Below are 25,878 nucleotides of genomic sequence, written 5' to 3'. Positions count from 1 at the left end.
TAGAAACAATTTTAAATATAATAAGTTTAGCAAACATATGAATAATTGTTCAAATATAGTTATAAAAATTTATGGAGGGCGAAAAATGGGGACTAATCTTCAGATGGACAAAAAAACAGAAGAAAAAGTTGAAGCCAAAAAAAGAAAAGAGCAGTTTGAACTGGAGGGACTAAATTGTTCCAACTGTGCTTTGAAGATAGAAGATGAGGTAACAAAAATAGAAGGACTGGATAATGTTAAATTAAATTTTGCCACTTCTACAATAGATGTTGAAGGTGATGAAAATCTTTTAGAAGATGTGGAAAAGGAAATTCAGTCTATTTCTAATCGAATTGAACCAGGAGTAAAGGTTAAAAAAAGAAATAAAGGTAAAAATCAGAAAAGTAATAGCTTAGAAGAAAATAAAGATAGTTTATCAAATGATTTTTTAAGTAAAAATTGGAAGATAGTTTTAGGGTGTATCTTCTTTGCCGCTGCCCTGGTGACAGGATATATTGATTTGATTAATTTTTCTCGACCAGATTTAATTTCTCTATTCTTTTTTGTAACAGCTTATTTCCTTATTGGTTGGCCTGTAATCAATGCAGCTTTAAAAAATATAGGCAGAGGACAGATTTTTGATGAAAACTTTTTAATGCTGATAGCCACTGTAGGAGCTTTTTCTATTAGAGAATATCCTGAAGCTGTTGCTGTTATGCTTTTTTATATGATCGGAGAACTTTTTCAGGATAGAGCAGTTAATCAATCGCGCCGTTCTATTAAAGACTTGATGAATATAAGAGCTGATTATGCAAATGTTGTTGTTGATGACAGTATTATACAGGTAAATCCAGAAGATATAGAACCTGGAGACCATATAGTTATAAAACCGGGAGAAAAAGTTCCACTTGATGGAAAAATAATTTCTGGTTCTTCCAGTATGGATACTTCGGCTTTAACTGGTGAATCATATCCGCGCAGTGCAGAGATAGGTGATGAAGTATTAAGCGGAATGGTAAATCTGAAAGGTCTTTTGAAGGTTAAGGTTACAAAAGAGTACAGTGATTCTACTGTGAAAAAAATACTTGATCTGGTTGAAAATGCCAGTTCCAAAAAAGCTTCCACTGAAAAATTCATAACAAAATTTTCTCGTTATTACACCCCTTTTGTTGTATTTTCCGCTCTAATGGTAGCAGTAATTCCACCATTATTTTTAGGAGGCAGCTTTTCTGAATGGTTTTATAGATCGCTTATTTTTCTGGTAGTTTCCTGTCCATGTGCTCTGGTCGTATCTATTCCCCTTGGCTTTTTTGGTGGAATCGGACTGGCTTCCAAAAAAGGAATACTGGTTAAAGGTGGCAACTTTTTAGAAGCATTGAATAATGTTGATAAAGTTGTATTTGATAAAACTGGAACTCTTACTAAAGGGAGTTTTAGTGTAGTTGATATTATACCTGCAGATGGGTATAATAAGAAATATATTCTTAAAACTGCAGCAGAGGCAGAACAGTTTTCTAATCATCCAATAGCTAAATCTATTCTGGACGCATATGGGGAAAAAGAAAATCTGCTAAATGATGCTGAATTTGAAGAGATATCCGGGGCAGGTATTAAAGCAGAATTTGATAATAAAATAGTTATGGCAGGTAATGAAAAACTTATGAATCAATTTTCTATAGATTTTAAAGAAGTTTTGGAAGAAGGTACAGTTATTTATCTTGCTGAAAATGATCAATTTATTGGCCATATTCTAATAAATGATGTTTTAAAAGAAGATGCTGAAAAAACTGTAAAAGAACTAAAGAGTATGAACATAAAAGTATCTATGTTGTCTGGAGACCGCAAACTTGCTGCTGCTCAAATAGCTGAAAAGCTTTCCCTGGATAGTTATTATTCAGAACTGCTGCCAGGAGAAAAAGTTAAAAAAATAGAAGAGCTTTTAGATAATAAAGGTAAATTAATTTTTGTGGGAGATGGAATAAATGATGCACCGGTTTTAGCAAGATCAGATATTGGTGTTGCAATGGGAGCTTTGGGATCTGATGCAGCTATAGAAGCAGCCGATATTGTTTTAATGACAGATGAACCTTCTAAAATTCTTACTGCAGTCAATATTGCCAGGAAGACGAAAAAAATTGTCTGGCAGAATATATATATGGCTCTGGGAGTAAAAGGTATAGTCATGATTCTTGGTGCATTTGGATCTGCAACAATGTGGGAAGCAGTATTTGCTGATGTAGGAGTTGCACTGCTGGCTGTATTTAATGTTATGCGTATTTTAAAATCTGATTAATGGAGTGTTAAAAATGATTGAACAGCAAAAATACTGTGATGTATGTGAAGTTTTTAATCCAGATAACAGTGTGGTAGAAATGATGAAAGAAAAGAAGCTGGATGATGATGTAATCTACGAATTATCAGAACTTTTTAAGACAATGGGTGATCCAACCAGAATTAAAATTTTATATGCTCTTAAAGAAAGAGAACTGTGTGTATGTGACCTGTCCGAACTTTTAAATATGTCTTCTTCTGCTATATCTCACCAGTTGAGAATTTTAAGAAATAATAAACTGGTTAAGTTTAGAAAAGAAGGACGTTCAGTATATTATTCTCTGGATGATGACCATGTGATATGTCTGTTTGGACAGGGCCTGCAGCATGTACTGGAAGATAGATAATTTTTATATTTTTAAAAATGCAGAAAAATCCAAAAAATTATAATTAAAAAGAAGGAAAATATTAAATCACATTGAATATATTAATTAACATTAAATATTTTAATTAAGGAGTCTGATGTATGGATAAAATAGAACTGAGTAAGGTCGATACGATATTGGATGATCACAGAGGGAAAAAGGATAGTTTGATTACCGTACTCCAGAAATCTCAGAATGAATTAGGATATCTGTCAAAAGATACACAAAAATATATAGCAGATGAAATGAAAATACCTTACAGCAAATTGTATGGAGTGGTAACTTTTTATTCACAGTTTCACCAAAAACCGCGCGGAAAATATATTGTTAGAGTTTGTGAAGGAACCGCCTGTCATGTAAGAGGTGGTGATAAGGTCCTCGAAGCCCTTAAAGATGAACTTGGTGTGGACAGGGGAGAAACCACTAAAGACCTACTCTTTACTCTGGAACCGGTGGCCTGTCTTGGGGCCTGTGGACTTGCACCGGTTGTAATGATTAATGATGAAAGTTATGGGAGAATGACCCCTGAATCAATAGTAGAAGTTATTAATGAGTATAGAAACAAGAATTGAGAAATATATCACTAATAAACCCCATGTGGGGTTTATATTTATTTGGAGGTGTAATTAATGAAATCTTTTTCTGAATTAAAAGAATATCAGAATGAAATTTCTGAAAAGAAAAAAAATAATCAAAAAATTGACGATAAACCTGAGATAATAATAGGTATGGGAACCTGTGGTATTGCAGCAGGCGCAAAAAAAATACGCAATGCAGTTGTGGATGTAGTTAAAGAAAAAAATCTGGATGTCAAAATAACAGAAACCGGCTGTATCGGTATGTGTGAAAAAGAACCACTGATGGATATAAAAATGCCCGGTATGGAGAGAGTTACATATGGTGAGATTGAAGAAAGTGATGTTAAAAGAATAATTAACAAACATGTATTTGAGAAAAAAATAGTTAAAGAATTTGCAATTGCTAGAATTTTAGAATAATTGTGAGGAAGGATAGATTTGATGAAAGAATATACTGCTATAAAGGAATTACCATATTATGAAGAGTTAGATTTTTATAAAAAACAAAAGAGAATAGTACTGCAAAACTGTGGTTTAATTGATCCAGAAAAAATAGATGATTATATAGAAAAAAAGGGTTATCAGGCTGCTGCGAAAGCAATAACGCAGATGAAAAGTAAGGAAATAATAGAAGAAGTTAAAAAATCTGGTCTCCGCGGCCGTGGAGGTGGAGGATTTCCAACTGGACTAAAATGGCAGTTTGCAAAAGATGCAGAAGGTGAGAAAAAGTATATAGTATGTAATGCAGATGAAGGAGATCCAGGAGCATTTATGGACCGCAGTTTGCTGGAAGGGGACCCACATAAACTTCTGGAAGGTATGATGATAGCTGCTTATGCTATTGATGCTGATGAAGGATATATTTACGTCAGAGCAGAATATCCTCTAGCGATTAGAAGATTAAAAAAAGCTATTTCTCAGGCAGAAGAGCTGGGCCTACTTGGAGAAAACATTTTTGGAACTGAGTTTAATTTTAAAATTCATATTAAGGAAGGTGCCGGAGCTTTTGTATGTGGAGAAGAAACTGCACTTATGGCATCAATAGAAGGTAAGAGGGGAACTCCAACTTCCAGACCACCTTATCCGGCTCAGAGTGGTTTATGGGGCAAGCCGACTAATATAAACAATGTTGAAACATATGCTAATATTCCCTTTATTATTGATAATGGGGCAGAAGAATTCAATAAATTTGGTACAGAAAACAGCAGTGGCACAAAAGTTTTTGCTTTAACCGGTAAAATAAAAAACACCGGTCTGGTAGAAGTTCCTATGGGATTGAGTTTAAGAGATATAATTTACGATATTGGTGGTGGAATTACTGATGATAAAGGATTCAAAGCTGTTCAAACCGGTGGACCTTCAGGAGGATGTATTCCTGCTGAACAGCTGGATCTTAAAATAGATTATGATTCTTTAAAAGAAATTGGGGCAATGATGGGTTCAGGTGGAATGGTTGTAATGGACGAAGATACCTGTATGGTAGATGTGGCTCGGTTTTTTCTAACATTTACTCAATCTGAATCATGTGGAAAATGTACGCCCTGCCGACTTGGAACAAAGAGAATGCTGGAAATACTTGAGAGGATTACAGAAGGTGAAGGTAAAAAAGGTGATATTGAGAAGCTTGAACAGCTGGGAAAAGTTATTAAGGAAGCTTCTCTATGTGGACTGGGCCAGACTGCTCCCAATCCAGTATTGACTACAATTAAATATTTTAGAGACGAATATGAAGCACACATAAATGATAAAAAATGTCCGGCAGGACAATGTGATGCACTCAAAGGAAGTTATGTTATTGATGAAGATCACTGTATCGGCTGTGGACAGTGCAAAACAGTATGTCCGGCTGATGCAATAACGGGAAAAAAACAGAAAGCCCATACTATAGATCCGGAGGCCTGTATCAGCTGTGGTGCATGTGCAGAAGTTTGTCCAGTTAATGCAATTTCTAATTGAAGGAGGAGTTCAAAAATTGAAAGAGATAATAATTGATGGAAATAGTTATAAATTCGACCCCGGTCATACTGTTTTAGAAGTTGCCAGGGGAAATGATATTGATATTCCAACACTCTGTTATAGTGAACATTTAAGTATAACAGGTGCATGTAGGATGTGTCTTGTAGAAAATAAAGAAAACGGCAGTTTGGAGACAGCCTGTACACTCCCAGCCAGAGATGGACTGGAAGTAGAAACCGATAATGATAAAATTTATGACGCCAGAAAAACAGTGCTTGATTTAATTTTATCAGATCACCCAATGACCTGTATGACATGTGAAGCCAATGGTGACTGTCAGCTGCAGGATCTTGCCTATCAATTTGATATAGAAGAATCATCTTATGGAAGTAAAAAAGAAGATAGATTTGAACTGGAGGAAAGAAACTCCTTTATAGTGTATGATCCAGATAAATGTATTCTCTGTGGAAAATGTGTTAGAGCAGATAGTGAACTACAGTGTTCTGATGCAATAGAATTCAGTGAAAGAGGATTTAAAACAAAAGTTGCAGCAGCTTTTGATGAAGGACTGGGAGGAGAGGATTCCAGCTGTGTTTTCTGTGGACTGTGTGTAGAAAATTGTCCAACCGCAGCTCTTTCCTATAAGCCTGCCAGAAAAAAAGGCCGTGAGTATGAACTCAGGAAACAGCGGACAACATGTGGTTATTGTGGAGTTGGCTGTCAGGTAGAGTTAAATATTAAGGGGAATGAAGTAATAAAGGTTGATTCTGTTTATGATGATACTGCTCCAAATCCAGATGGTGAGATGTGTGTTAAAGGAAGATTTGCCTATGGATTTATTGATAGCCCTGACAGATTAAAGTATCCTCTTATAAAAAAAGATGGAGAATTTGTAGAAAGCAGCTGGGATGAGGCTCTAGATTATATTGCTGATAATTTAAGCAGGATAAGAGATGAACATGGTGGTAGAGAGATTGGAGCACTGAGTTCTGCCCGCTGTACAAATGAAGAGAATTACATTATGCAGAAATTTATGAGAGCAGTGATGAAAACCAATAGTGTAGAACACTGTGCTCGGTTGTGACACTCCTCTACTGTGGCTGGTCTAGCCAAAAGTTTTGGTAGTGGAGCAATGACAAATTCTATTGATGAAATTGCCGGTAATGATCTTATTTTTGTAATTGGTTCTAATCCTACAGAAAATCACCCGGTAATCGGAGCAAAAATGAAAAGAACAGTAAAAAATGGAACTAAATTGATTGTAGCTGACCCACGCCGAATTGAACTAGCTGAATATGCAGATATAGTTATTCAGCAGAAGCCGGGTACCGATATAGCACTGTTAAATTCTATGATGAATGTAATAATTGAAGAAGGCCTGGAAGATACTGAATTTATTGAAGAACATACTGAAAATTATGAAGAGCTAAAAAAGATTGTTAGCTTTTATCCACCGGAAAAGGCAGAAGAAATTACTGGTGTTCCTGCTGACACAATAAGAGAAGCAGCCCGATTATATGCTTCTCAGGATAAATCAGCTATTTACTATGCAATGGGTATTACACAGCACAAATCCGGAACAGAAAATGTAACATCTATTACATCACTGGCAATGCTGACTGGAAATGTAGGACGAAAATCAACCGGGGTGAACCCTTTAAGAGGTCAGAGCAATGTTCAGGGAGCATGTGACCTTGGAGCACTGGCAAATGTTTATCCAGGCTATCAGTCAGTGACTGATCCAGATATGAAAGATAAGTTTGAAAAAGCCTGGGGAGTTGAAGGCCTTTCTGATGAAGTAGGTTTAACAGTAGTAGAAATGTTCAGAGCAATTGATGAAAATAAAATTAAAGCTCTTTATATTATGGGAGAAAACCCTGCTTTATCAGATCCGGACCAGGGACATATAGAAGCAGCGTTAGAAAAGGTGGAATTTCTTGTTGTACAGGATATTTTCATGACAGAAACTGCTGAATATGCAGATGTTGTTTTACCAGCTGCCTGTTTTGCCGAAAAAAATGGTACATTTACAAATACAGACCGCAGAATACAGAAAGTAAACAAAGCTGTAGAAGCTCCAGGAGAGGCAAAAGCAGACTGGGAGATTATCTGTGAACTTTCCAATAAAATGGGATATGAAATGGATTATAATTCTACTGAGGAAATAATGGAAGAAATAGCTGAATTAACTCCTATCTATGGAGGAGTACATTATGACCGCCTGGATAAAGAGAAAATTCAGTGGCCCTGCAGAGATAGAGAAGATAAGGGTACACAGTATCTTCATAAAGGTGGTTTTATTAGAGGTAAAGGTAAATTTTATCCCTCCCACCATATACCTTCTATTGAAAAGGCAGATGAGGAATATGAATTTATTATGATGACAGGAAGAATGCTCTATCATTACCATACAGGTACAATGACCAGGAATTCTCAACCTATTGATGAACATGTACCAGATGCTTATGTAGAAATTAATGCAGAAGATGCAGAAAAAATGGGAATTAAAAATGGAGATAGAGTAAAGATCGGCTCGCGCCGGGGAGAAATCGAAACAAATGCTGAAATAGTTGAAACAGTTCAGCCAGGACAGATATTTATGCCTTTCCATTTTGCTGAAAGTCCTGCCAATCGCTTAACAATGGATGAGCTGGATCCGGAAGCTAAAATTCCTGAATTAAAGGTAACAGCAGTAAAATTACAAAAGACATAAGAAAAATATAACTATAATAGATTGGGGCAGCACTATTCTGGCTGTCCTAATTCTGTTTTTATCTAAAAAATATGGTATAATAAAAATTAAATCACTAAATACTCTATCGTTAAATTTCCAACTAAAAACAGTTATATATTAACTTAAAAGTTGAGTGACATATAATTAATTTTGGGATGTGAATTGATATTGAAGATAAATGCTATTTTGCTTGCTGGAGGAGAAAGCAGCCGCTATGGAGAAAACAAAGCCCTCCTCAGCTTTAAAAATAAGCCGCTAATTGAATATGTGTATAACAAATTAGACAGTCACTTTGATAATGTTATTATTATTGGTCCTCCAAAAACTTATAGCTTTATTGCAGGTGCAGAAATTAGGGAGGATATTATAAAAAATAAAGGGCCGCTGGGCGGACTTTACACAGGATTGTATTATTCCAGTACAGAATATAATTTTTTGGCTGGATGTGATATGCCATTTTTGGATGATGACTATTTTTCCTTTTTAGAAAAAAAACTACAGAAAGAATTAGTTCAAAATAAATATGAAATTCTGGTTTCAGAATATAATGGTTATTTAGAACCTCTGGCAGCAATTTATAGCAAAAATCTTCTGGATAAAATAAAGGCCAGCCTTTTCAGCAGTGAGCTAAAAATAAAATCAATTTATAATAAAAGCAGAATAAAAATTATTAAAGAAGAAGAACTTGACAGTTTTTTTAATCTCAAAAAATTATTTTTTAATATAAATTATCCTCAGGATAAAAAAGCAGCTGAGAATTTTTTAGATATCAATTAGCTTAGTAGTTTATAATGCTGTTAAGTAAAATACAAAAAATATGGAAACTATCAGCAGCTGAACTTGACATTTGAGCGCTGAATACTGTATTATAAAAACAATACTAAAAAATATAATTAAAGACTGTGACGGGGAGGAGTAGTTTTAACTTATCCAAAAGAGAGCGGAATTCGTCGGCTGAAAGATTCTGCAGGGTAATAAAATGAATGTCGCCTCTGAGTTGATTACATGAAATCAGTAGTGTAATTCGGTAAAAATAATTATCGTTAACAAAAGGAGAGCTGTCAGGCAGCATTTTTTGCCGGCAGAATTAAGGTGGTAACGCGAAAAGACTCTTTCGTCCTTAAGTGGATGAAGGAGTTTTTTTAGTTTAAATATTTTTAGGAGGTAGAGAAATGGAAAATTTAGAAAAAACATATGATCCAGCAAAAGCTGAAGATAGGTGGTATAATTACTGGATGGAAAATAATTATTTTGCGCCAGCAGAAGATCCTGAGGGAGAAATGGATACTTTTAGTATAGTTATGCCTCCCCCAAATATTACCGGACAGCTGCATATGGGCCATGCACTGGACAACACACTGCAGGATATTTTAACCCGCTGGAAAAGGATGCATGGTTATCGCGCTCTCTGGCTGCCCGGGACAGATCATGCTAGTATAGCAACCGAAGTAAAGGTTGTTGACAAGCTGAAAAGTGAAGGGATAGAGAAAGATGAAGTCGGCAGAGAAGGATTTTTAGAAAAGGCATGGGAGTGGAAAGAAGAGTATGGAGATCAAATAACAAATCAGCTTAAAAAACTGGGTTCATCCTGTGACTGGAGCAGAGAAAGATTTACAATGGATGAAGGCTGTTCTGAAGCTGTTAAAGAAGTTTTTATAAAATTATATGAAAAAGAATTGATTTATCAGGGTGATTATATAGTTAACTGGTGCCCCAGCTGTCATACTACACTTTCTGATATTGAAGTTGAACATGAAGAAAAAGAAGGTAAATTTTATCATATAAAATATCCATATAAAGATAGAGAAGGATTTATTACTGTTGCTACTACAAGACCTGAGACAATGCTGGGAGATACAGCTATTGCCGTACATCCTTCTGATGAGAGATATAAAGATCTTATTGGAGAAAAAGTTATCCTCCCACTGATGGATAGAGAAATAGAAATAATTGCAGATGAATATGTAGATAGTGAATTTGGGACAGGTATGGTTAAAGTAACACCTGCTCATGATCCTAATGACTTTGAAATAGGCAGACGTCATGACCTGGAAGTTATTAAAGTAATTGATGAAGATGCAAATATGTCGGAGAATGCAGGTAAATATGCTGGTCTTGACCGCTATGAGTGCCGCAAAAAAGTTATTGAAGATCTGACAGAATTAGGATTACTTATTAAAACAGAAGATCATGTGCACAATGTGGGAGAATGCTACCGCTGTGACACTGTAATTGAACCACTTGTTTCCAAACAGTGGTTTGTAAAAATGAAACCACTTGCAGAACCAGCCATTGAAGCCGTTAAAGATGGTACAATTAAATTTGTTCCTGAGAGATTCAGCAAAGTTTATATGAATTGGATGGAAAATATTCGAGACTGGTGTATTTCTCGTCAGCTCTGGTGGGGACACAGAATTCCTGTCTGGTACTGTAATAACTGTGGTGAAGTAATTGTTGCTAGAGAAGAACCGGATGAATGTCCATCCTGTCAGAGCAGTAATTTAAAGCAGGATGAAGATGTACTAGATACATGGTTTTCTTCAGCACTATGGCCTTTTTCTACACTTGGTTGGCCTGAGAGTACTGATGATTTGAGGAGCTTTTATCCAACAGATGTTCTTGTTACAGGAAGAGATATTATTTTCTTCTGGGTGGCAAGAATGATTTTTATGGGTCTTGAATTTATGGATCAAGAACCATTTACCGATGTTTATATACACGGCCTTATTAGAGATTCACAGGGTAGAAAAATGAGTAAATCACTGGGCAATGGAATTGACCCACTAGAAATTGTAGAGAAATATGGTGCTGATGCTTTGAGATTTACTTTAATTACCGGTAATACCCCGGGTAATGATATGCGTTTTAGAGAAGAAAGACTGGAAGCCAGCCGTAATTTTGCCAATAAAATTTGGAATGCATCAAGATTTATTTTAATGAATATGGAAGATTTTGAACTAGATCAAGTGGAAGAAAATGATTTAAAGCCCACACTTGCAGACCGCTGGATTGAAAGCAGATTAAATACAGTGGCTAATGAAATTGATGAAGCTTTAGAAAATTATAATTTTGGAGAAATGGCAGGCAGTCTATATGACTTTATCTGGAATGAATTCTGTGACTGGTATATTGAACTAATTAAAGCCAGACTCTATCAGGATGAGGATCCAGATGCAAAGCTGACAGCACAGTATTATGGTTTAACTGTTCTGGAAAAAATACTGCGTCTGCTTCATCCGGTAATGCCTTTTATTACTGAAGAGATATGGCAGAAACTCCCGGGAACTGATGGCAGTATTATGAACTCTGACTGGCCAGAAAAAACAGAATCTGATACAGATATAGTTTCTGAGGAAAAAATGCAACTTATAATGAATGTGATTAAATCGATCAGAAATATTAGAAATGAAATGAAAGTTAATCCCGGGAAAAGGATAAAAGCACTGCTCTCTGCAGGAAGTAAAAAAGCTGAAATTCTGGAAGAGGGGAGAGAATATATTGAGAATCTGGCCCGTATAAAAAATCTTACTATTGAAGGAGAAAATATAGATAAACCGGATAAAGTTTCTACGGCAATAGTTAATGAAGTTGAAGTAATACTTCCTTTAAAAGGAATGATAGATTTAGATAAAGAGCTTAAAAGACTGGAAAAAGAAATTGAAGATGTTGAATTTGAAATTAATCGGGCTAAAGGTAAACTGAACAATGAAGGTTTTGTAAATAAAGCCCCTGAACATCTTGTAGAAGCAGAAAAAAAGAAACTGCAGGAATATAAACAGAAAAAAGAAAAACTGATACAGAGGCTTGGGGAACTTAAAGATTAAATTAAGAAAATAGCAAACAGAGCGTAAAAAAAAGTGGTTTTTTAAACACAATAAATAAAATAATATTTTTATTAAAAATTAACAGCTCCTGACTGATATTTGGGGGCTGTTTTTTCTTTTAATTTTGTGAAATAAAGAACTTTCAAAAATATGCAGGAATCTTATTGAATAATCAGAATATATATAATATAATACAGTCGACAAACGACATTATAAATAATCCTGGAAATGCAGTAAAATAAAAAAAGAAATGAGTGGTTACTTTTGAGTGACTATTATAAGGGAGTTTTATTCGCACTTTTTTCTGCATCCGGTTTCGGTATTGTACCGATAATGGCTATATTTGCCTATAATGGAGGAGTAGGAGTGTTCACACTGCTCTTCAGCCGATTTTTACTCGCTTCTTTGATCTTATTTGTATTTATTTTTTTTAGGAAAAAGAAAATAAATTTAGATTTAAAAAATACACTGCTTTTATTTATACAGGGTGGAGTAATTTATGCTTTATTTAGTATGCTGTATTTTACATCTGTCAAGATAATATCTCCTTCTCTGGCAGTTTTGATCTTTTATACATATCCTATAATTGTTGCAGTTTTATCTTTTATACTTGAAGGAGAAAAGATAAATGCAAAAATAATAATCTCTATAATAATATCATTTGTCGGTCTGGTTTTACTGCTGGAGGGACAGTTTCAGGATGTAGATAAAGCCGGAATACTTATGGCTGCTGGTGCTGCTGTAAGTTATGGAATTTATACTATATATGGCAGCAGAATGCTGAAAAAAGTTTCTCTTATGGTAACAACTGCTTTTGTAAGTCTATTTGCTGGTATTTCATTTTTTGTAATAGGTTTAATTACAGACAGGCTGCATTTTCAATTTGAGAGCATTAGCTGGATTTTCATTATCATAATAACCTTTATAACTGCAGGTGGATTTCTAGCATTTTTTGCAGGAGTAAAATTAATCAAGCCAACTTTTGTTTCTATTTTAAGTATGATAGAGCCAATTGTAACTATAATTTTATCGGTGATTTTGTTTTCAGATAAATTTTCTTTCGTACAGGCAGTGGGAATTATCCTTGTTCTGTCAGGAGCTTCATTGATTTTTATAAAGAAAAATATTTTGAAAAATATTAAATTTTCAAAAAAATAAGAAGGAATATTTTAAAACATGTTGAATATAAACCATAGAGACGATTGTCGACAAACGACAAAATATAATTAAAAATATTGAATTAGAAGGCAATAAACTTTTTTAAATAGATTTTTAATGAATATTTAAATTACATATGAACTTAAACATATTTAAGGTGGTGATAAATTAGCTAAATATTAGGTCAAAAGCAGAGTTTTTTCTAAAAATTTGCTGTATTAATTATCACGTGTTCTGAAAAAGTACAATAAACTAATAGGAGGAATACATATGCCCAAGAAAAAGTCAATTTTAGATTTTATGAAGATGAAAGAAGAAGGAGAAAAAGTAGCCTGGATCACAGCCTATGATTTTCCAACAGCTCAATTTGCAGAAAAAGCAGGTATGGACATGATTTTAGTTGGAGATTCACTGGGAATGGTAGTTAAAGGATATAAAGGAACAGTACCAGTAACAATGGATGACTGTATAGCCCACAGTCAGGATGTAAGAAGAGGAGCACCAAATGTATTTACAATAGGAGATATGCCGTTTGGTTCATATCAGAGCTCACCGGAAGCAGCAGTTGATAATGCAGTACGTTTTCTCAAAGAAGCAGATATGGATGCAATTAAGCTTGAAGGTGGAAGAAGAATAGCAGATAAGATAAAAGCGATTTCCGAAGCAGGTATAGTAGTATTCGGCCACATAGGATTAACCCCACAGAGTTCAGGGCAGCTGGGTGGATTTAAAGCACAGGGTTTGACAGTAGATAGTGCTAGAGATCTTATAAAAGATGCAGTGGCCGTAGAAGAAGCAGGAGCCAGGGCAATTTTACTGGAAGCAGTACCACCGGAAGTGACAGAATTTATCACCAAAAAATTAACAATACCTGTATATTCAATCGGAGCAGGTCTACCCTGTGATGGACAGCTTCTAATCTGTGGAGACATGCTGGGAATGTTCCAGGCATTTACACCTAAGTTTGTCAAAAAGTATGCAAATGTGGCAGAAGTAGAGATAAATGCATTTAAGGAATATATAAAAGATGTAAAAGAAGAAAAATTCCCGGATGATGACCATGTATACCATATTAAAGATAGTGTAGAAGATTTTGAAAAGTTGTTTAATGAGTTTAAATAGAAGTCAGCTGTAATAAAAAAAGTTAAAGTAAATCAAGCTGTAAATATATAAATAAAAACCAGGGAGGAATAAAAAGATGGCTTTTAAAGATATGGAAAAGTATTTAAATGATAAGACATCATTTTCAGTAAGAGAAAGATTTGATATACCTGATTCAGACAAAAGATTTGATGGTGGAGCTCACTGTCGAATAGAGATTTCTGGTATAGAAAATGTAGATAATTTAGAAGCAATGATAGATGAAGCTGATAAAAGAGGTGTAACAGTACACAGAGTAATTTCCCTTGTAAAAGGAGCTTCACTGCTTGATGATGCAGAGCTTAAAGAATTTGCTAAGCTGGGTGCAGCACACAATCTTGAACTTCTGGTTAATCCATCAGCAAACAGAGGCTGGGACAATGGTCGCCAGTATGTTACAGATGAAGGTTATGTATCAGGTATGAGATTAAGAGGTCATGATATGGCATACAATTATCTGAGAGAAATTGACCGCTGTCTGGAAGCCGGAATAAGAGGATTTTTAATAACTGATGAAGGTATGCTGAAATTGTTAAATGATATGCGTGATGAGGGATTAATTCCGGAAGAAACCAAGTTTAAGGTATCTGTATTTGCAGGACATGGAACAGCATTTGGCGGCAAACTGCTGCAGGATTTAGGGGCAGACAGCTTTAACCCACTGGCAGATATGACACTGCCGATGCTTGCTTCAATCAGACAGGGTGGAGTAGATATTCCTTTAGATGTATATATGAGTCTTGTAGAATCAATGGGTGGATTCCAGAGATATCACGAAGCTGGAGAAATAGCAAGAATAGCAGCACCTGTATATTTCAAAATTGAGCCGGGACCATCTGAAGAAGTACTATACAATACATGGATAGATGCTCAGAATCCAAATTATGGTAATAACCTGGCAAGACAGAGAGTAAAATTAGCACAGATAATTATGGAATGGGTAGAAAGATCTGACTATGACATTGTAACTAATGATTACAAAGAAGATCTAGCTATTCCTAAGCCATAGATATAGTTTTATTAAAGTGGCCTGGATATTTTGTCTGGGCCATACAGTTTACAATACACAAGGAGGTAATAAAATGGATAATGTATTTGAATCTGCTATGGATTCTCTCCAGAAAGCAGGAAAAATAGCAGATGTTAACCCTAAAGTAATGGAATATTTATCACGACCCAAAAGGATTATAGATTTTTCAATTCCTCTGAAGATGGATGATGGAAGTTTTAAGCTGTTTACAGCATATAGAGTTCATTATAATGATGCACTTGGGCCAACTAGGGATGGAACAAGATTTGTTCCTAATCTGGAAATGGACGAAGTAAAAGCTCTGGCACTATTTATGACAATTAAACATGCAGTGTCGGGTGTACCTGCAGGTGGTGGAAAAGGTGGAATTAAGGTTGATCCATCTAAATTAAGTGAATGGGAATTAGAAAGGCTGACAAGAGGATTTATTAGAAATCTAAAGCCTAAAGGTCCAAATGTTGATATTCCTGGTGCAGATATTGGTACTGATTATAGAACACAGTCCTGGATGCTGGATGAATATGAGCAGATTACTGGAGAACATAATCCACATGCAATCAATGATAAACCTTCAATTATGGGAGGTACAGTCGGTAGTGCTGAAGCAACCGGTCAGGGAATATTCTATGTAACTGAAGCAGCCTGTAAGGATGAAGGAATAGAACTGAAAGGTGCAGAAGTTGTAGTCCAGGGATTTGGTCAGGTTGGCGCCACAATCTCACGTTATCTTTATGATGCAGGTGCAAAAGTTATAGCAGTAAGTGATATTAGCGGTGGTTTTTATAATAAAAATGGTTTAGATATTCCTAAAATGCAGGAATATGTAAAAGAAAACAGAGTATTAGAGGGATATAAAGGTGCAGAAGAAATATCTAACAAAGATATTTTAGAAACAAAATGTGATCTTTTGATTCCTGCTGCAGTGCAGAATGTTATCAATAAAAATAATGCGGATAATATAAAGGCAGAAATGGTTGTAGAGGCTGCAAATGGACCAACAACCCCTGAAGCAGAAGAAATTTTAAACAGCAAAGGAATAAAGGTTATTCCGGATGTTGTTGCAAATGCAGGTGGAGCAATTGTCTGCCATTATGAAAGGATTCAGGGAATAACAGATGATTACTGGGATATGGATGAAGTAGAAAAAAGGTTAAAAAAGCAGATTCTAAATGCTTATGCACAGGCAAGAGCAGCAGAAGAAAAATATGATACTACACCACGTATAGGTGCCTGGATAGTAGCTTTAGAGAAAATTGCACATGCTGTAGAAATGAGAGGCTGGGTATAGAGTAAAGGAGGAAATATATGCTTTTTAGTGAATCAGAATATAAAAGCAGAGTAAAAAAGACTAAAAAAAGAATGGAAAAAGCAGGTATAGATGTTTTAATGTCTACTCATCCTGCAAATATGAATTACCTGACAGGTTATGATGGCTGGTCATTTTATGTACATCAGTGTGTACTGGTTTCATTAGATCAGGAAGAACCTGTTTGGATCGGCAGAAATATGGATGCTAATGCTGCTAAAGTGACAACATATTTGAGCAGTGAGAATATTAGAAATTATGCAGATGATTATGTTCATTCTCCGATAGGAAAACACCCAGTTGATTATATGGTAGATGTAATTGAGGAGAAAGGCTGGGAAGATAAGACAATAGGTCTGGAAATGGATCAATTCTATTTCACCCATAAAACATATGAAATTCTTGCTGAAAATCTGTCTAAAGCAGAATTTAAAGATGCCAATTTACTTGTTGCCATGGTAAGACAGATTAAATCTGCACAGGAAATTGAATTTATGAAAAAAGCCGGTAAAATAGCAGAAAAAGTTATGCAGACCGGTATAGAGTCAGTAGGTGTTGGAGTTAGAGAATGTGATGCTGCAGCAGAAATTTCTAAAGCTCAGATAAGTGGAACAGATGATTTTGGTGGAGATTATCCTGCAATTGTACCACTTATGCCGGCCGGTGATGGTATAGATGCTCCACACTTAACCTGGTCTGATAGAAAATACGAAAAAAATGAACCTATAATTTTAGAATTATCTGGATGTTATAATCGCTATCATGCTCCAATGGCAAGAACAGTATATCTGGGAGAACCTCCGAAAAGAATGAAAGAAATTACTGAAATTGTTGTTGAAGGTCTGGAAGAAACTCTTGACTTTATAAAACCTGGGGTTACATGTGAAGCAGTAGAAGAAAAGTGGAGAAACTCTATTGCAAAAGGTGAACTTGTAGATGCATCTCGTCTGGGTTATTCTTTTGGATTAAACTATCCACCTGACTGGGGAGAACAGACCGCCAGTATGCGTCCTCATGATAAAACTGTTTTAAAAGAAAATATGACATTCCATTTAATACCTATTATCTGGCAGGATGATATAGGGTTTGAAATGAGTTCAGCTATTCGAGTTACTGAGGATGGCTGTGAAGAATTTTATGATTTCCCAAAGAAGTTATTTACCAAATAAAACTTGATTTGTTGTACCTCGCCTGGCAGGCTGTCAGGTGGGGCACAAAATTCACAATAAGGCAGGATTTTGAAGATTATTATAGAATAATTATATTAGCGATTGACAGATCGGTAACCTGTAGGTAACTTGTAAAAAATTATTCTATAATAAAGAAGATTGCTGGGGGATAAAAATGGATATTAAGGAACGTTTTTCACACAGCAGCTTAAGTAATATGGTTGTTCAATATCTTAAAGAAGAGATATTTCTGGAAAATTATAAAGAAGGAGACCGTATTCTTGAAGCGCAGATAGCAGAAGAGCTTGATATTAGTAGAGCTCCAGTAAGAGAAGCTATCAAAGAATTGGAAAATCAGGGTCTGGTTGAAACAATTCCAAGAAAAGGTTCATTTGTAATTCAGTTAAGTCAAAAAGATATACAGGAACTTTTTAATATCAGAATAATGCTGGAAAATAGACTATTAGAAAAAATAATTAATGAAGATTTACTGGATGAAAAAGATTTTGATTATCTTGAAGGACTTGTTCAGGACATGATTAAAACTGCAGAAAGTACTGAAGATGAAAACAGAAAAGTTCTTGAAGTTAACAAAAGAGATGTTGCTTTTCATCATCATTTGTGGAAAAAATCAGAAAGCAAATGGACAATAAAAATACTGACCGGTCTGTATTTTCAGCTTCAGCTGGCAATGCTGATAGATGCCAAAAAAGAAGAGAATTTGGTTCAATCAGCTAAGCAACATTTTAATATAATCAAATCCTTAAAAGAAAAAGACTGTAAAAAGGCAAAAGAATCTTTAAGAAATCATATTATAACCCTTTCTCAGAAAGTTGAAAGCTGCAGCTGAGGGTTGTCTTTTTTTAAAAATATTTGTCGACATTATACAAACGACATGTATTTCACAAACTTTTCAAATATTCACATAAATATTGAAAAATATGATTTTAAATTTGATCTTTATAGAAACAAATTAAATATTGAGAATTAGAATAATATTAAAATTATTGAATATATTCAGGAGGTTAAAAAATGGATAAAGAAATTATTTATACAGAAAATGCACCGGAACCTGGAAATTATTCACAGGCAGTTAAATTTGGAGATTTAATTTTTGTATCAGGGCAAACAGCTGATGATCCCGAAACCGGAAAACCAGTTCACGGAACAGTGGCAGAGCAAACCGAGCTAATTTTAACAAATACTAAAAATATTCTTGAAGCTGCAGGTTCAAGTATGGAAAAAGTATTAAAGGTAAATGTTTATATTTCAGATATGAAGTATAAAAAAGAAATGGATGAGGTATATAAAACATTTTTTGGAAATAACCCACCGGCTAGAATAGCAATGGCAGTAAAAGGATTGGATGCTGGTTTGGATGTAGAAATTGATGTTATAGCTAAAGCTTAAACATTTTACTGAGGTGAGGGTTAAAAAATGAATTCAAAAAAGTTGGAATTGAAAGATATTTATCTGGCAAAAAATAATGTTTATAAAATAGCACGGAAAACTCCATTATTTAAAAGTATTGATTTATCTAAAAAGCTCAGTAAAGAAATTTATTATAAACTAGAATTTCTTCAGGATACAGGTAGTTTTAAATTAAGAGGAGCCAGCAACTTTGCTTTGAACCTGTCTGAGAATAAATTGAAAAATGGTTTAGTTACATATTCTACCGGAAATCATGGCAGAGCAGTTTCTCATGTAGCGAAAGAGCTGGGAATAGATGCTAAAGTATGTCTTTCCAAAAATGTTCCGGAAAATAAAAAAGAGGGAATTAGAAAATCTGGTGGAGATGTTATAGTTTATGGAAATAGTCAGGATGAGGCAAAAATTAAAGCTGATGAGTTAAGAAGTAAAGAAGGACGTTCAGTGGTTCCTCCTTTTGATGATCCATATATTATTGCTGGTCAGGGAACAATTGGAACAGAAATTTTAAATAAAATTCCTGATATAGATAGTATTTTGGTTCCTCTAAGTGGAGGTGGTTTAATAAGTGGTATAGCTTTAGCAGTAAAATCTATAAATCCGGCTTGTAAAGTTTATGGAGTATCAATGGATCGAGGAGCTGCTATGTATGAAAGCATAAAAGCTGATAAAGAAGTAGAAGTTGATGAAGTCGATACTCTAGCTGACAGCTTACAGGGAGGGATTTTACTGGATAATAAATATACTTTTAAAATGGTTAAAAAATATGTTGATGAAATAGTATTAGTCACTGAAGATGAAATCAGTGCAGCTGTGAGGCATATTTTTTATAAGGATCATTTTGTTGTCGAAGGTGCTGCAGCAGTAGGAACAGCGGCACTGCTTTCAGATAAGATTAATAATTCTGGTGAGAAGATAGCAGTAGTTTTAACTGGTAAAAATATTTCAAATGAAGATTTTATGTCAGTTTTAAGCCAACATTAGGAAGGTAAGCCAGTAATGTCTGGTGAAGATTTTTCATATTATTTGCAGGACAAACCAGGTGTTTTTATTTTTCTAGGTATTAGTAATGAAGAAAAAGGAAGTCATTATCCACACCATAACCCAAATTTTGATGTTGATGAAGCAAGATTACATCAGGGTGCAGCTTTACATTCACTTATTGCACTAAATTATTTAAAAGCTTAAATTAAGTAGAAAGGAGCTAAAAATGCCTGTTTTTGAAAAAAAAGAATACAAAAAAAGATTAAAAAAAGTTAAAGAAAAGATGGATAGAGATGGGATTGAGGTCCTGCTTGCCTCACACCCGGCTAATTTAAACTATTTAACCGGTTATGATGGCTGGTCATTTTATGTACATCAGGGTGTGCTGGTTTTTTTGGATAGAGAAGAACCGATCTGGTTTGGACGAGAACAGGACAGTAATGGTGCCAGACTGACAACCTGGCTGAAGGAAGAAAATATCCGCGGGTATCAGGATGATTACGTTCAGTCTCTGACAAAACATCCAATGGATTATATGTCTGATATTCTAAAAGAACTAGGATATGAAGACTGTTATCTTGGGGTTGAAATGGATAATTATTATTTTACCCCACGCTGTCTTAACTCTATAAAAAATAATCTTAATCAGGTTAAGATAAAAGATGCCAATCAATTGGTCCCCCTTGTAAGGCAGATTAAATCTTCACAGGAGCTTAAATATATGCATATGGCTGCAGAGATTGTTGAAAAAACAATGCAGAAAGCAATCGATATAATCGAGCCTGGAGTTAGAGAAGGTGATGCAGCTGCAGAAGTATTTAAGGCTCAGATTAGTGGTACAAAAGAGTTTACCGGAGATTATACTGCAATTGCACCTATAATGCCTTCCGCTGAAAGAACTTCAACTGCTCATTTAACATGGACAGATAGGAAATATCAAAAAGGAGATGTAGTACTGCTGGAACTTGCCGGAAGTAAGAATAAATATCATGCCCCATTATCCAGAACTGTTTACATAGGTAATGTGCCGGAAGATCTGGCAGAAATATCTAAAGTTGTGGTTGATGGACTTAACAAAACACTTGCATTTATTAAACCCGGTATTACCTGTGAAGAGGTGGAAGAAAAATGGAGAGAATCAATTTCTGGAAGTAAAGTTGTTAAAGAATCCAGAGTTGGATATGCCTATGGTTTAAATTATCCTCCTGACTGGGGAGAACATACTGCTAGTTTGCGGCCTGGCGACAAAACAATATTGCAGCCAGGAATGACATTTCACTTTATGCCCGGCATCTGGCTTGATAAATTTGGATTTGAATGCAGTGAACCTTTTGTGGTTACTGAAAATGGCTGTGAAACATTTGTTGATTTTCCCAGAAAATTATTTGTTAAATAAGTTTTAACATATTTTATCTCTGAACGAAAGGATGGTGCAGTAAATGGGATTTTTAGATAAATTAAATGGAGCTATCAAGAGATTAGAAGAGTTCATACTTTCATATGGAGTGCTTGTCATGGCCGCACTAACTATAGTTAATGTTATATCGCGAAACTTTTTTGGATACGGTCTTTCATTTGCAACAGAAATCAATGAGTTTTTAATTGTATTTATTACATTTTTGGGAACCAGTTATGCAGCCAGAAATGGAAGACATATCAGGATGTCTGCTTTATATGATATTACAAATGATAAGTGGAAAAAAATACTTACATTTATGATGACTTTAGGTACAGCTGTAATAATGTATTATATGACTTATTTATCATATATTTATGTAAGACAGGTTTTTGTGTACCAGAGAGTAAGCCCTGTATTGAGAGTACCTCTATTTTTAATCTGGGCCTGGGTTCCGATAGGATTTTTGATGACAGCTCTTCATTATACACTTGCTTTTGTAAAAAATATAATTGAAGACGATGTATGGATTTCATTTGAAGAAAAATCAGAATATGAAGACTTAGAAACTGCTATGAGTGGTGATGATGGTTTAAAATATACAGATAATGAAGAAAATTCGTAGAAATAGGGGGCGTTAATCTAAATGTTAACTTTAATGGTTTCTGTAATGGCGGTACTGCTATTTTTAGGATTTCCCATGATGATACCGCTTCTTGCTGCACCAATTGTAATAATGCATGTTTATTTTCCAGCATTTGATCCCATGATTTTAGTTCAGCAGATGGTTGCTGGCATCCTGCCGGCTTCTCTGATAGCTGTACCAATGTTTATTTTAGCTGCTGATATTATGTCAGCTGGAGAAATGTCAAATAGACTTGTTGATTTTGTTCGAGTATTTGTTGGACATATAAAAGGTGGTATGGCAATCACTACAGCAGCAGCCTGTACAATCTTTGGAGCTATCTCTGGTTCAACTCAGGCTACTGTTGTTGCAATTGGAGGTACAATGCGGCCTCACCTTTTGAGAGGTGGATATGATGATTCATTTACAACAGCTCTGATAATAAATTCAAGTGATATTGCACTTTTAATACCTCCAAGTATTGGTATGATTGTTTATGGAGTTGTTAGTGGTACATCTATTGGAGAATTGTTTATTGCAGGTATTGGACCTGGTTTATTAACACTTTTTATGTTTTCTGTTTATAGTTATATTTATGCCAGAAGAAAGAATATTCCTGCCGCTCCAAAAACAAACTGGTCACAAAGAAAAAAGGCAACAAGAAGGGCACTTATTCCTTTTGGATTTCCAGCCATTATAATTGGCGGTATTTATTCTGGATTTTTTAGTCCTACTGAAGCAGCTGCAGCTTCTGTATTTTATGCAGCAGTAGTAGAGATAGTAATTTATAAAAATTTAAAGATTGGAGATTTGAGAGATATTGCACTTTCAACAGGCCTTGTAACAGGAGTGGTATTTATACTTGTTGGTGCAGGTACCGCATTTTCCTGGCTTATTTCTCTGGCCAGAATTCCACAGGCTATACTGCCGGGTATAATAGGTCCTGCTCCAACTCAGACATGGGTATTATTTGTAATAGGAGTTGCGTTTTTCATCGGCTGTATGTTTGTTGATCCGATTGTTGTTATCATGGTGCTGACCCCAATTTTTAAACCTGTTGTTACGTCTTTAGGTATTGATCCTGTTCTTGTTGGTACAATGGTAACACTGCAGGCAGCTATTGGATCTGCAACACCACCATTTGGTTGTGATATATTTACGGCTATAGCAGTCTTTAAACGGCCATATTTTGAAGTTATTAAGAGAACACCAGTATTTATTGCAATGCTGCTGATGGTTTCGGCCTTGCTAATTTTCTTCCCACAAGTAGCACTGTTCTTAAGAGATCTTGCATTTGGTTATTAAGGAGTGGACAATAAATGGATATACTGAAGCGTATAGAAGAACTGGAAGATGAAGTTATATCATTAAGACGTGATTTTCATAAACATCCTGAAATGGGATTTAAAGAATTTAGAACTGCTGAGATTGTTGCTGAATATCTCAGAAAGTGTGGTCTTGAAGTTGAAGAAAAAGTGGCAAAAACAGGTGTGGTTGGGCTGCTTAAGGTAAAAGAAGATGGAAAAACACTTATGCTGAGGGCAGACATGGATGCACTTCCCATTACTGAACAGAATGAAGTTGAATATAAATCACAGAATGAAGGAGTTATGCATGCCTGCGGTCATGACGGCCATACTGCTATGCTTCTTGCAGCAGCAAAGGTTCTGTCCGAAAACAGGGATCAGATAAAAGGAAACATTAAATTTGTTTTTCAGCCCAATGAAGAAACAGAAGCTGCTAGAGTAATGATCAATGAAGGGGTGCTTAAAAATCCTGATGTTGATGCAGCACTTGCTGCACATCTCTGGACCCCAATAGAAAGTGGAAAAATTGCAGTATCAGATGGTGCTGTTATGGGCGGTCTGTATGAGTTTGAGGTTAAAATCACTGGAAAAGGTGGTCATACTTCTGCTCCACAGTTTTCAATTGATCCAATCATAACTGCCTCTGATATTATTCAGACTGTACAGATTATACAGTCCAGAGAAATTGACCCATTAAAAGCAACAGTTATTATGTTTGGCCAGATAAATGGAGGAACAGCTACAAATATTATCCCTGAAGAAGTTGATTTAAGGGGGACAATCCGTTATCTTTATCGTGATGATGAAAACAGTATAGAAAAACCAAAACAGCGTTTTGAACGGATAGTTGAACAAGTCTGCCGAACTCATCAGGCAGAATATGAGATAAATTATGTAGCAGCAAGCCCTCCTGTTTATAATAATCCGGAGATGGTAAAAAAGACAAGAGAAACAGCAGAAAAAATTGTTGGTAGAGAAAATCTTGTGGATTACACAAATCTTGCCGGTGAAGATTTTGGAGAGTTTTCTCTGGAAGTACCAAGCACATTTTTCTTTATAGGTACAGGTAATAAAGAGAAAGGTACAGATTATCCACATCATCATCCAAAATTTAATATTGATGAAGATACACTATTAACAGGTATTAAAATGCATGTATTAGGTGCCTTGAACTATTTTAATAATTAAAGGGGGTGAGCAAAAAAAATCAGCAGTTTTTGTTTTGAGTAGATCAGTGGAGAATCAAAAAATTAAAGGAGGAAATTTTAATGAAAAAGTTTTCCCATATTCTAATACTTAGTTTGGTGGCAGTAATGGTGCTTTCAGCAGTAAATATTTACGGTGCTGAAGCGGCAAAGTTCAACTGGAAAATTGCTCTTGAAGAAATAGAAGGTAGTGTTCAGCATGAGTGGGCTAAGGAATTCAAAAGAAGAATTGAAGAAAAAAGTAATGGAGATGTTCAGATAAATATTTTCCCTTATGGTACTCTTGGTACCAGTGGAGATATTTCTGAGCAGACTATGAATGGTGTTTTAGAATTTGCATTTTCAACACCAAGCTGGTTTGCTACCACAATACCTGAAGCAGGATTATTTTCACTTCACTATGTCTGGTCTGATAATCTGGAAACCAATAAATATGTAATGGAAAATAGTGAAGCAATCTATCAGGATATGTCAAAACTGTATACTGAAAAAAATCTGAGACTTCTTTCTGTTTTTCATGAAGGATGGCAGATTTGGACTTCAAATAAACCTTTGAGAAAACCAGAAGATTTTAAAGGTGTCAAGATCAGAGTTATGGGTGATCCGATCCTTATTAAAAACTATCAGGCATATGGTGCAAATGCTGTCAGACTTGCTTATTCCGAAATTTACAGTGCTCTGCAGCTTAATATGATTGATGCACAGGTACAGCCATATTTTGCCAATCAGGAGATGAAATTCTATGAGCAGCAGGATTATCTGACAGAAGCTAAACAGCTTCCATTTATTACCGGTGTTGTAGTTAATAAGATGTTCTATGATTCTTTACCTAAGGAATATCAGGATATGATTACAGAAACAGCACGTGGTATGACAGATTATATCTTTAATGTTCAGAAAGAACTTAATGCTGAAAGACTGGATATGATGTTAGAAGATAAGCCTTCACTTATAGTTAATAAATTAACTGAAGAAGAGCAGGCAGCATTTAAAGAAGTTGCAAAAACTGTCTGGAAAGAATACAGAAATGATGTAGGTGAAACAGGTTCTAAAATATTGGATAAACTGCTGACTGAAATTAGAGTTGCAGAAGAAAGATTTGCTGAATAAATGTTAAAATTAGGGGGCAGCTTGACTGCTCCCCCTAAATTTTGTTTGTTGTTTAAATCCTTTATTAAAATAGAACAATAATGTTTGTCGTTTTTTAATAATAAAGTAAAATTTATAAAAAAATTTATAAAACAAAATTAGAAAGGGATGATTATTGATGAAAAGTGATATAGCCATAGCACAGGCAGCAGAAATGAAGCCAATAACAGAAATAGCAGAAGAATTGGGATTAGAGGAAGATGATCTAGAACTA

At 35.1% G+C, this 25,878-nt stretch carries 22 protein-coding genes and 1 other annotated feature; all 22 genes read left to right on the top strand.

Features of this window, described 5'->3' with window-relative positions:
* Window positions 1-85: 85 nt before the first annotated feature.
* Window positions 86-2,272: a heavy metal translocating P-type ATPase gene (locus DER71_RS09405; protein ID WP_199505601.1), complete on the top strand. Its 2,187-nt coding sequence runs from the start codon at window positions 86-88 to the stop codon at window positions 2,270-2,272.
* A 13-nt stretch (window positions 2,273-2,285) separates the two neighbouring features.
* Window positions 2,286-2,657, top strand: coding sequence for a helix-turn-helix transcriptional regulator (locus DER71_RS09400; RefSeq protein WP_199505602.1), 372 nt, complete (start codon window positions 2,286-2,288; stop codon window positions 2,655-2,657).
* Between the two features lie 119 nt (window positions 2,658-2,776).
* Window positions 2,777-3,247, top strand: a complete 471-nt coding sequence (gene nuoE, locus DER71_RS09395; protein ID WP_114458657.1) for an NADH-quinone oxidoreductase subunit NuoE — start codon at window positions 2,777-2,779, stop codon at window positions 3,245-3,247.
* 57 nt (window positions 3,248-3,304) lie between these two features.
* Window positions 3,305-3,673, top strand: a complete 369-nt coding sequence (locus DER71_RS12550) for a ferredoxin (RefSeq protein WP_147267766.1) — start codon at window positions 3,305-3,307, stop codon at window positions 3,671-3,673.
* A 21-nt stretch (window positions 3,674-3,694) separates the two neighbouring features.
* Window positions 3,695-5,209 carry an NADH-quinone oxidoreductase subunit NuoF gene (gene nuoF / locus DER71_RS09390; RefSeq protein ID WP_147267767.1) on the top strand — a complete coding sequence of 505 codons (1,515 nt, stop codon included), beginning with the start codon at window positions 3,695-3,697 and terminating at the stop codon, window positions 5,207-5,209.
* 16 nt (window positions 5,210-5,225) lie between these two features.
* Window positions 5,226-7,922 carry a formate dehydrogenase subunit alpha gene (fdhF, locus tag DER71_RS12255; protein ID WP_255416567.1) on the top strand — a complete coding sequence of 899 codons (2,697 nt, stop codon included), beginning with the start codon at window positions 5,226-5,228 and terminating at the stop codon, window positions 7,920-7,922.
* Window positions 7,923-8,111: 189 nt separating this feature from the next.
* A complete protein-coding gene (locus DER71_RS09380) occupies window positions 8,112-8,720 on the top strand; it encodes a molybdenum cofactor guanylyltransferase (protein WP_158531756.1) in 609 nt (202 codons plus the stop codon).
* Between the two features lie 116 nt (window positions 8,721-8,836).
* Window positions 8,837-9,068, top strand: a binding site (T-box leader).
* Between the two features lie 47 nt (window positions 9,069-9,115).
* On the top strand, window positions 9,116-11,767 hold the full coding sequence (locus tag DER71_RS09375) for a valine--tRNA ligase (RefSeq protein ID WP_114458660.1): 2,652 nt from the start codon (window positions 9,116-9,118) through the stop codon (window positions 11,765-11,767).
* Between the two features lie 264 nt (window positions 11,768-12,031).
* Entirely contained in the window at window positions 12,032-12,925 is an 894-nt protein-coding gene (locus DER71_RS09370) for a DMT family transporter (protein WP_114458661.1), read from the top strand.
* A gap of 270 nt (window positions 12,926-13,195) precedes the next feature.
* Window positions 13,196-14,047, top strand: coding sequence for a 3-methyl-2-oxobutanoate hydroxymethyltransferase (gene panB / locus DER71_RS09365; protein ID WP_114458662.1), 852 nt, complete (start codon window positions 13,196-13,198; stop codon window positions 14,045-14,047).
* Between the two features lie 76 nt (window positions 14,048-14,123).
* The gene (locus DER71_RS09360; protein WP_114458663.1) at window positions 14,124-15,074 is read left to right on the top strand and encodes a hypothetical protein; all 951 of its coding nucleotides are present in this window, start codon (window positions 14,124-14,126) and stop codon (window positions 15,072-15,074) included.
* 73 nt (window positions 15,075-15,147) lie between these two features.
* Window positions 15,148-16,383, top strand: a complete 1,236-nt coding sequence (locus DER71_RS09355; RefSeq protein WP_114458664.1) for a Glu/Leu/Phe/Val dehydrogenase — start codon at window positions 15,148-15,150, stop codon at window positions 16,381-16,383.
* 17 nt (window positions 16,384-16,400) lie between these two features.
* Window positions 16,401-17,570, top strand: coding sequence for a M24 family metallopeptidase (locus DER71_RS09350; protein ID WP_114458665.1), 1,170 nt, complete (start codon window positions 16,401-16,403; stop codon window positions 17,568-17,570).
* A 175-nt stretch (window positions 17,571-17,745) separates the two neighbouring features.
* The gene (locus tag DER71_RS09345; protein WP_114458666.1) at window positions 17,746-18,420 is read left to right on the top strand and encodes a GntR family transcriptional regulator; all 675 of its coding nucleotides are present in this window, start codon (window positions 17,746-17,748) and stop codon (window positions 18,418-18,420) included.
* A 182-nt stretch (window positions 18,421-18,602) separates the two neighbouring features.
* On the top strand, window positions 18,603-18,980 hold the full coding sequence (locus DER71_RS09340) for a RidA family protein (RefSeq protein ID WP_114458667.1): 378 nt from the start codon (window positions 18,603-18,605) through the stop codon (window positions 18,978-18,980).
* Window positions 18,981-19,007: 27 nt separating this feature from the next.
* Window positions 19,008-19,982: a hydroxyectoine utilization dehydratase EutB gene (gene eutB / locus DER71_RS09335; protein WP_114458668.1), complete on the top strand. Its 975-nt coding sequence runs from the start codon at window positions 19,008-19,010 to the stop codon at window positions 19,980-19,982.
* 15 nt (window positions 19,983-19,997) lie between these two features.
* Window positions 19,998-20,186 carry a M20/M25/M40 family metallo-hydrolase gene (locus DER71_RS09330; RefSeq protein ID WP_114458669.1) on the top strand — a complete coding sequence of 63 codons (189 nt, stop codon included), beginning with the start codon at window positions 19,998-20,000 and terminating at the stop codon, window positions 20,184-20,186.
* Between the two features lie 22 nt (window positions 20,187-20,208).
* Window positions 20,209-21,378 carry a M24 family metallopeptidase gene (locus DER71_RS09325; RefSeq protein ID WP_114458670.1) on the top strand — a complete coding sequence of 390 codons (1,170 nt, stop codon included), beginning with the start codon at window positions 20,209-20,211 and terminating at the stop codon, window positions 21,376-21,378.
* A gap of 43 nt (window positions 21,379-21,421) precedes the next feature.
* Entirely contained in the window at window positions 21,422-22,003 is a 582-nt protein-coding gene (locus DER71_RS09320) for a TRAP transporter small permease (RefSeq protein WP_114458671.1), read from the top strand.
* Window positions 22,004-22,024: 21 nt separating this feature from the next.
* Window positions 22,025-23,308 (top strand): TRAP transporter large permease, encoded by a 1,284-nt coding sequence (locus tag DER71_RS09315; RefSeq protein ID WP_114458672.1) that lies wholly within the window; start codon window positions 22,025-22,027, stop codon window positions 23,306-23,308.
* 14 nt (window positions 23,309-23,322) lie between these two features.
* On the top strand, window positions 23,323-24,498 hold the full coding sequence (locus DER71_RS09310; protein ID WP_114458673.1) for a M20 family metallopeptidase: 1,176 nt from the start codon (window positions 23,323-23,325) through the stop codon (window positions 24,496-24,498).
* 80 nt (window positions 24,499-24,578) lie between these two features.
* Window positions 24,579-25,625, top strand: coding sequence for a TRAP transporter substrate-binding protein DctP (gene dctP, locus DER71_RS09305; protein WP_114458674.1), 1,047 nt, complete (start codon window positions 24,579-24,581; stop codon window positions 25,623-25,625).
* The last annotated feature ends 253 nt before the right edge of the window (window positions 25,626-25,878 follow it).

Origin of the sequence: Halanaerobium sp. DL-01 (assembly GCF_003338615.1) — a bacterium.
GTDB lineage: Bacteria > Bacillota > Halanaerobiia > Halanaerobiales > Halanaerobiaceae > QPJE01.
The sequence above is the reverse complement of the archived record's forward strand: the minus strand, read 5'-3'. Positions and strand labels throughout refer to the sequence as shown.

Coding starts and splice junctions, on each gene's coding strand:
- DER71_RS09405 (WP_199505601.1), top strand. CDS start 86: ATGGGGACTAATCTTCAGATGGACAAAAAAACAGAAGAAAAAGTTGAA.
- DER71_RS09400 (WP_199505602.1), top strand. CDS start 2,286: ATGATTGAACAGCAAAAATACTGTGATGTATGTGAAGTTTTTAATCCA.
- nuoE (WP_114458657.1), top strand. CDS start 2,777: ATGGATAAAATAGAACTGAGTAAGGTCGATACGATATTGGATGATCAC.
- DER71_RS12550 (WP_147267766.1), top strand. CDS start 3,305: ATGAAATCTTTTTCTGAATTAAAAGAATATCAGAATGAAATTTCTGAA.
- nuoF (WP_147267767.1), top strand. CDS start 3,695: ATGAAAGAATATACTGCTATAAAGGAATTACCATATTATGAAGAGTTA.
- DER71_RS09375 (WP_114458660.1), top strand. CDS start 9,116: ATGGAAAATTTAGAAAAAACATATGATCCAGCAAAAGCTGAAGATAGG.
- panB (WP_114458662.1), top strand. CDS start 13,196: ATGCCCAAGAAAAAGTCAATTTTAGATTTTATGAAGATGAAAGAAGAA.
- DER71_RS09360 (WP_114458663.1), top strand. CDS start 14,124: ATGGCTTTTAAAGATATGGAAAAGTATTTAAATGATAAGACATCATTT.
- DER71_RS09355 (WP_114458664.1), top strand. CDS start 15,148: ATGGATAATGTATTTGAATCTGCTATGGATTCTCTCCAGAAAGCAGGA.
- DER71_RS09350 (WP_114458665.1), top strand. CDS start 16,401: ATGCTTTTTAGTGAATCAGAATATAAAAGCAGAGTAAAAAAGACTAAA.
- DER71_RS09345 (WP_114458666.1), top strand. CDS start 17,746: ATGGATATTAAGGAACGTTTTTCACACAGCAGCTTAAGTAATATGGTT.
- DER71_RS09340 (WP_114458667.1), top strand. CDS start 18,603: ATGGATAAAGAAATTATTTATACAGAAAATGCACCGGAACCTGGAAAT.
- eutB (WP_114458668.1), top strand. CDS start 19,008: ATGAATTCAAAAAAGTTGGAATTGAAAGATATTTATCTGGCAAAAAAT.
- DER71_RS09330 (WP_114458669.1), top strand. CDS start 19,998: ATGTCTGGTGAAGATTTTTCATATTATTTGCAGGACAAACCAGGTGTT.
- DER71_RS09325 (WP_114458670.1), top strand. CDS start 20,209: ATGCCTGTTTTTGAAAAAAAAGAATACAAAAAAAGATTAAAAAAAGTT.
- DER71_RS09320 (WP_114458671.1), top strand. CDS start 21,422: ATGGGATTTTTAGATAAATTAAATGGAGCTATCAAGAGATTAGAAGAG.
- DER71_RS09315 (WP_114458672.1), top strand. CDS start 22,025: ATGTTAACTTTAATGGTTTCTGTAATGGCGGTACTGCTATTTTTAGGA.
- DER71_RS09310 (WP_114458673.1), top strand. CDS start 23,323: ATGGATATACTGAAGCGTATAGAAGAACTGGAAGATGAAGTTATATCA.
- dctP (WP_114458674.1), top strand. CDS start 24,579: ATGAAAAAGTTTTCCCATATTCTAATACTTAGTTTGGTGGCAGTAATG.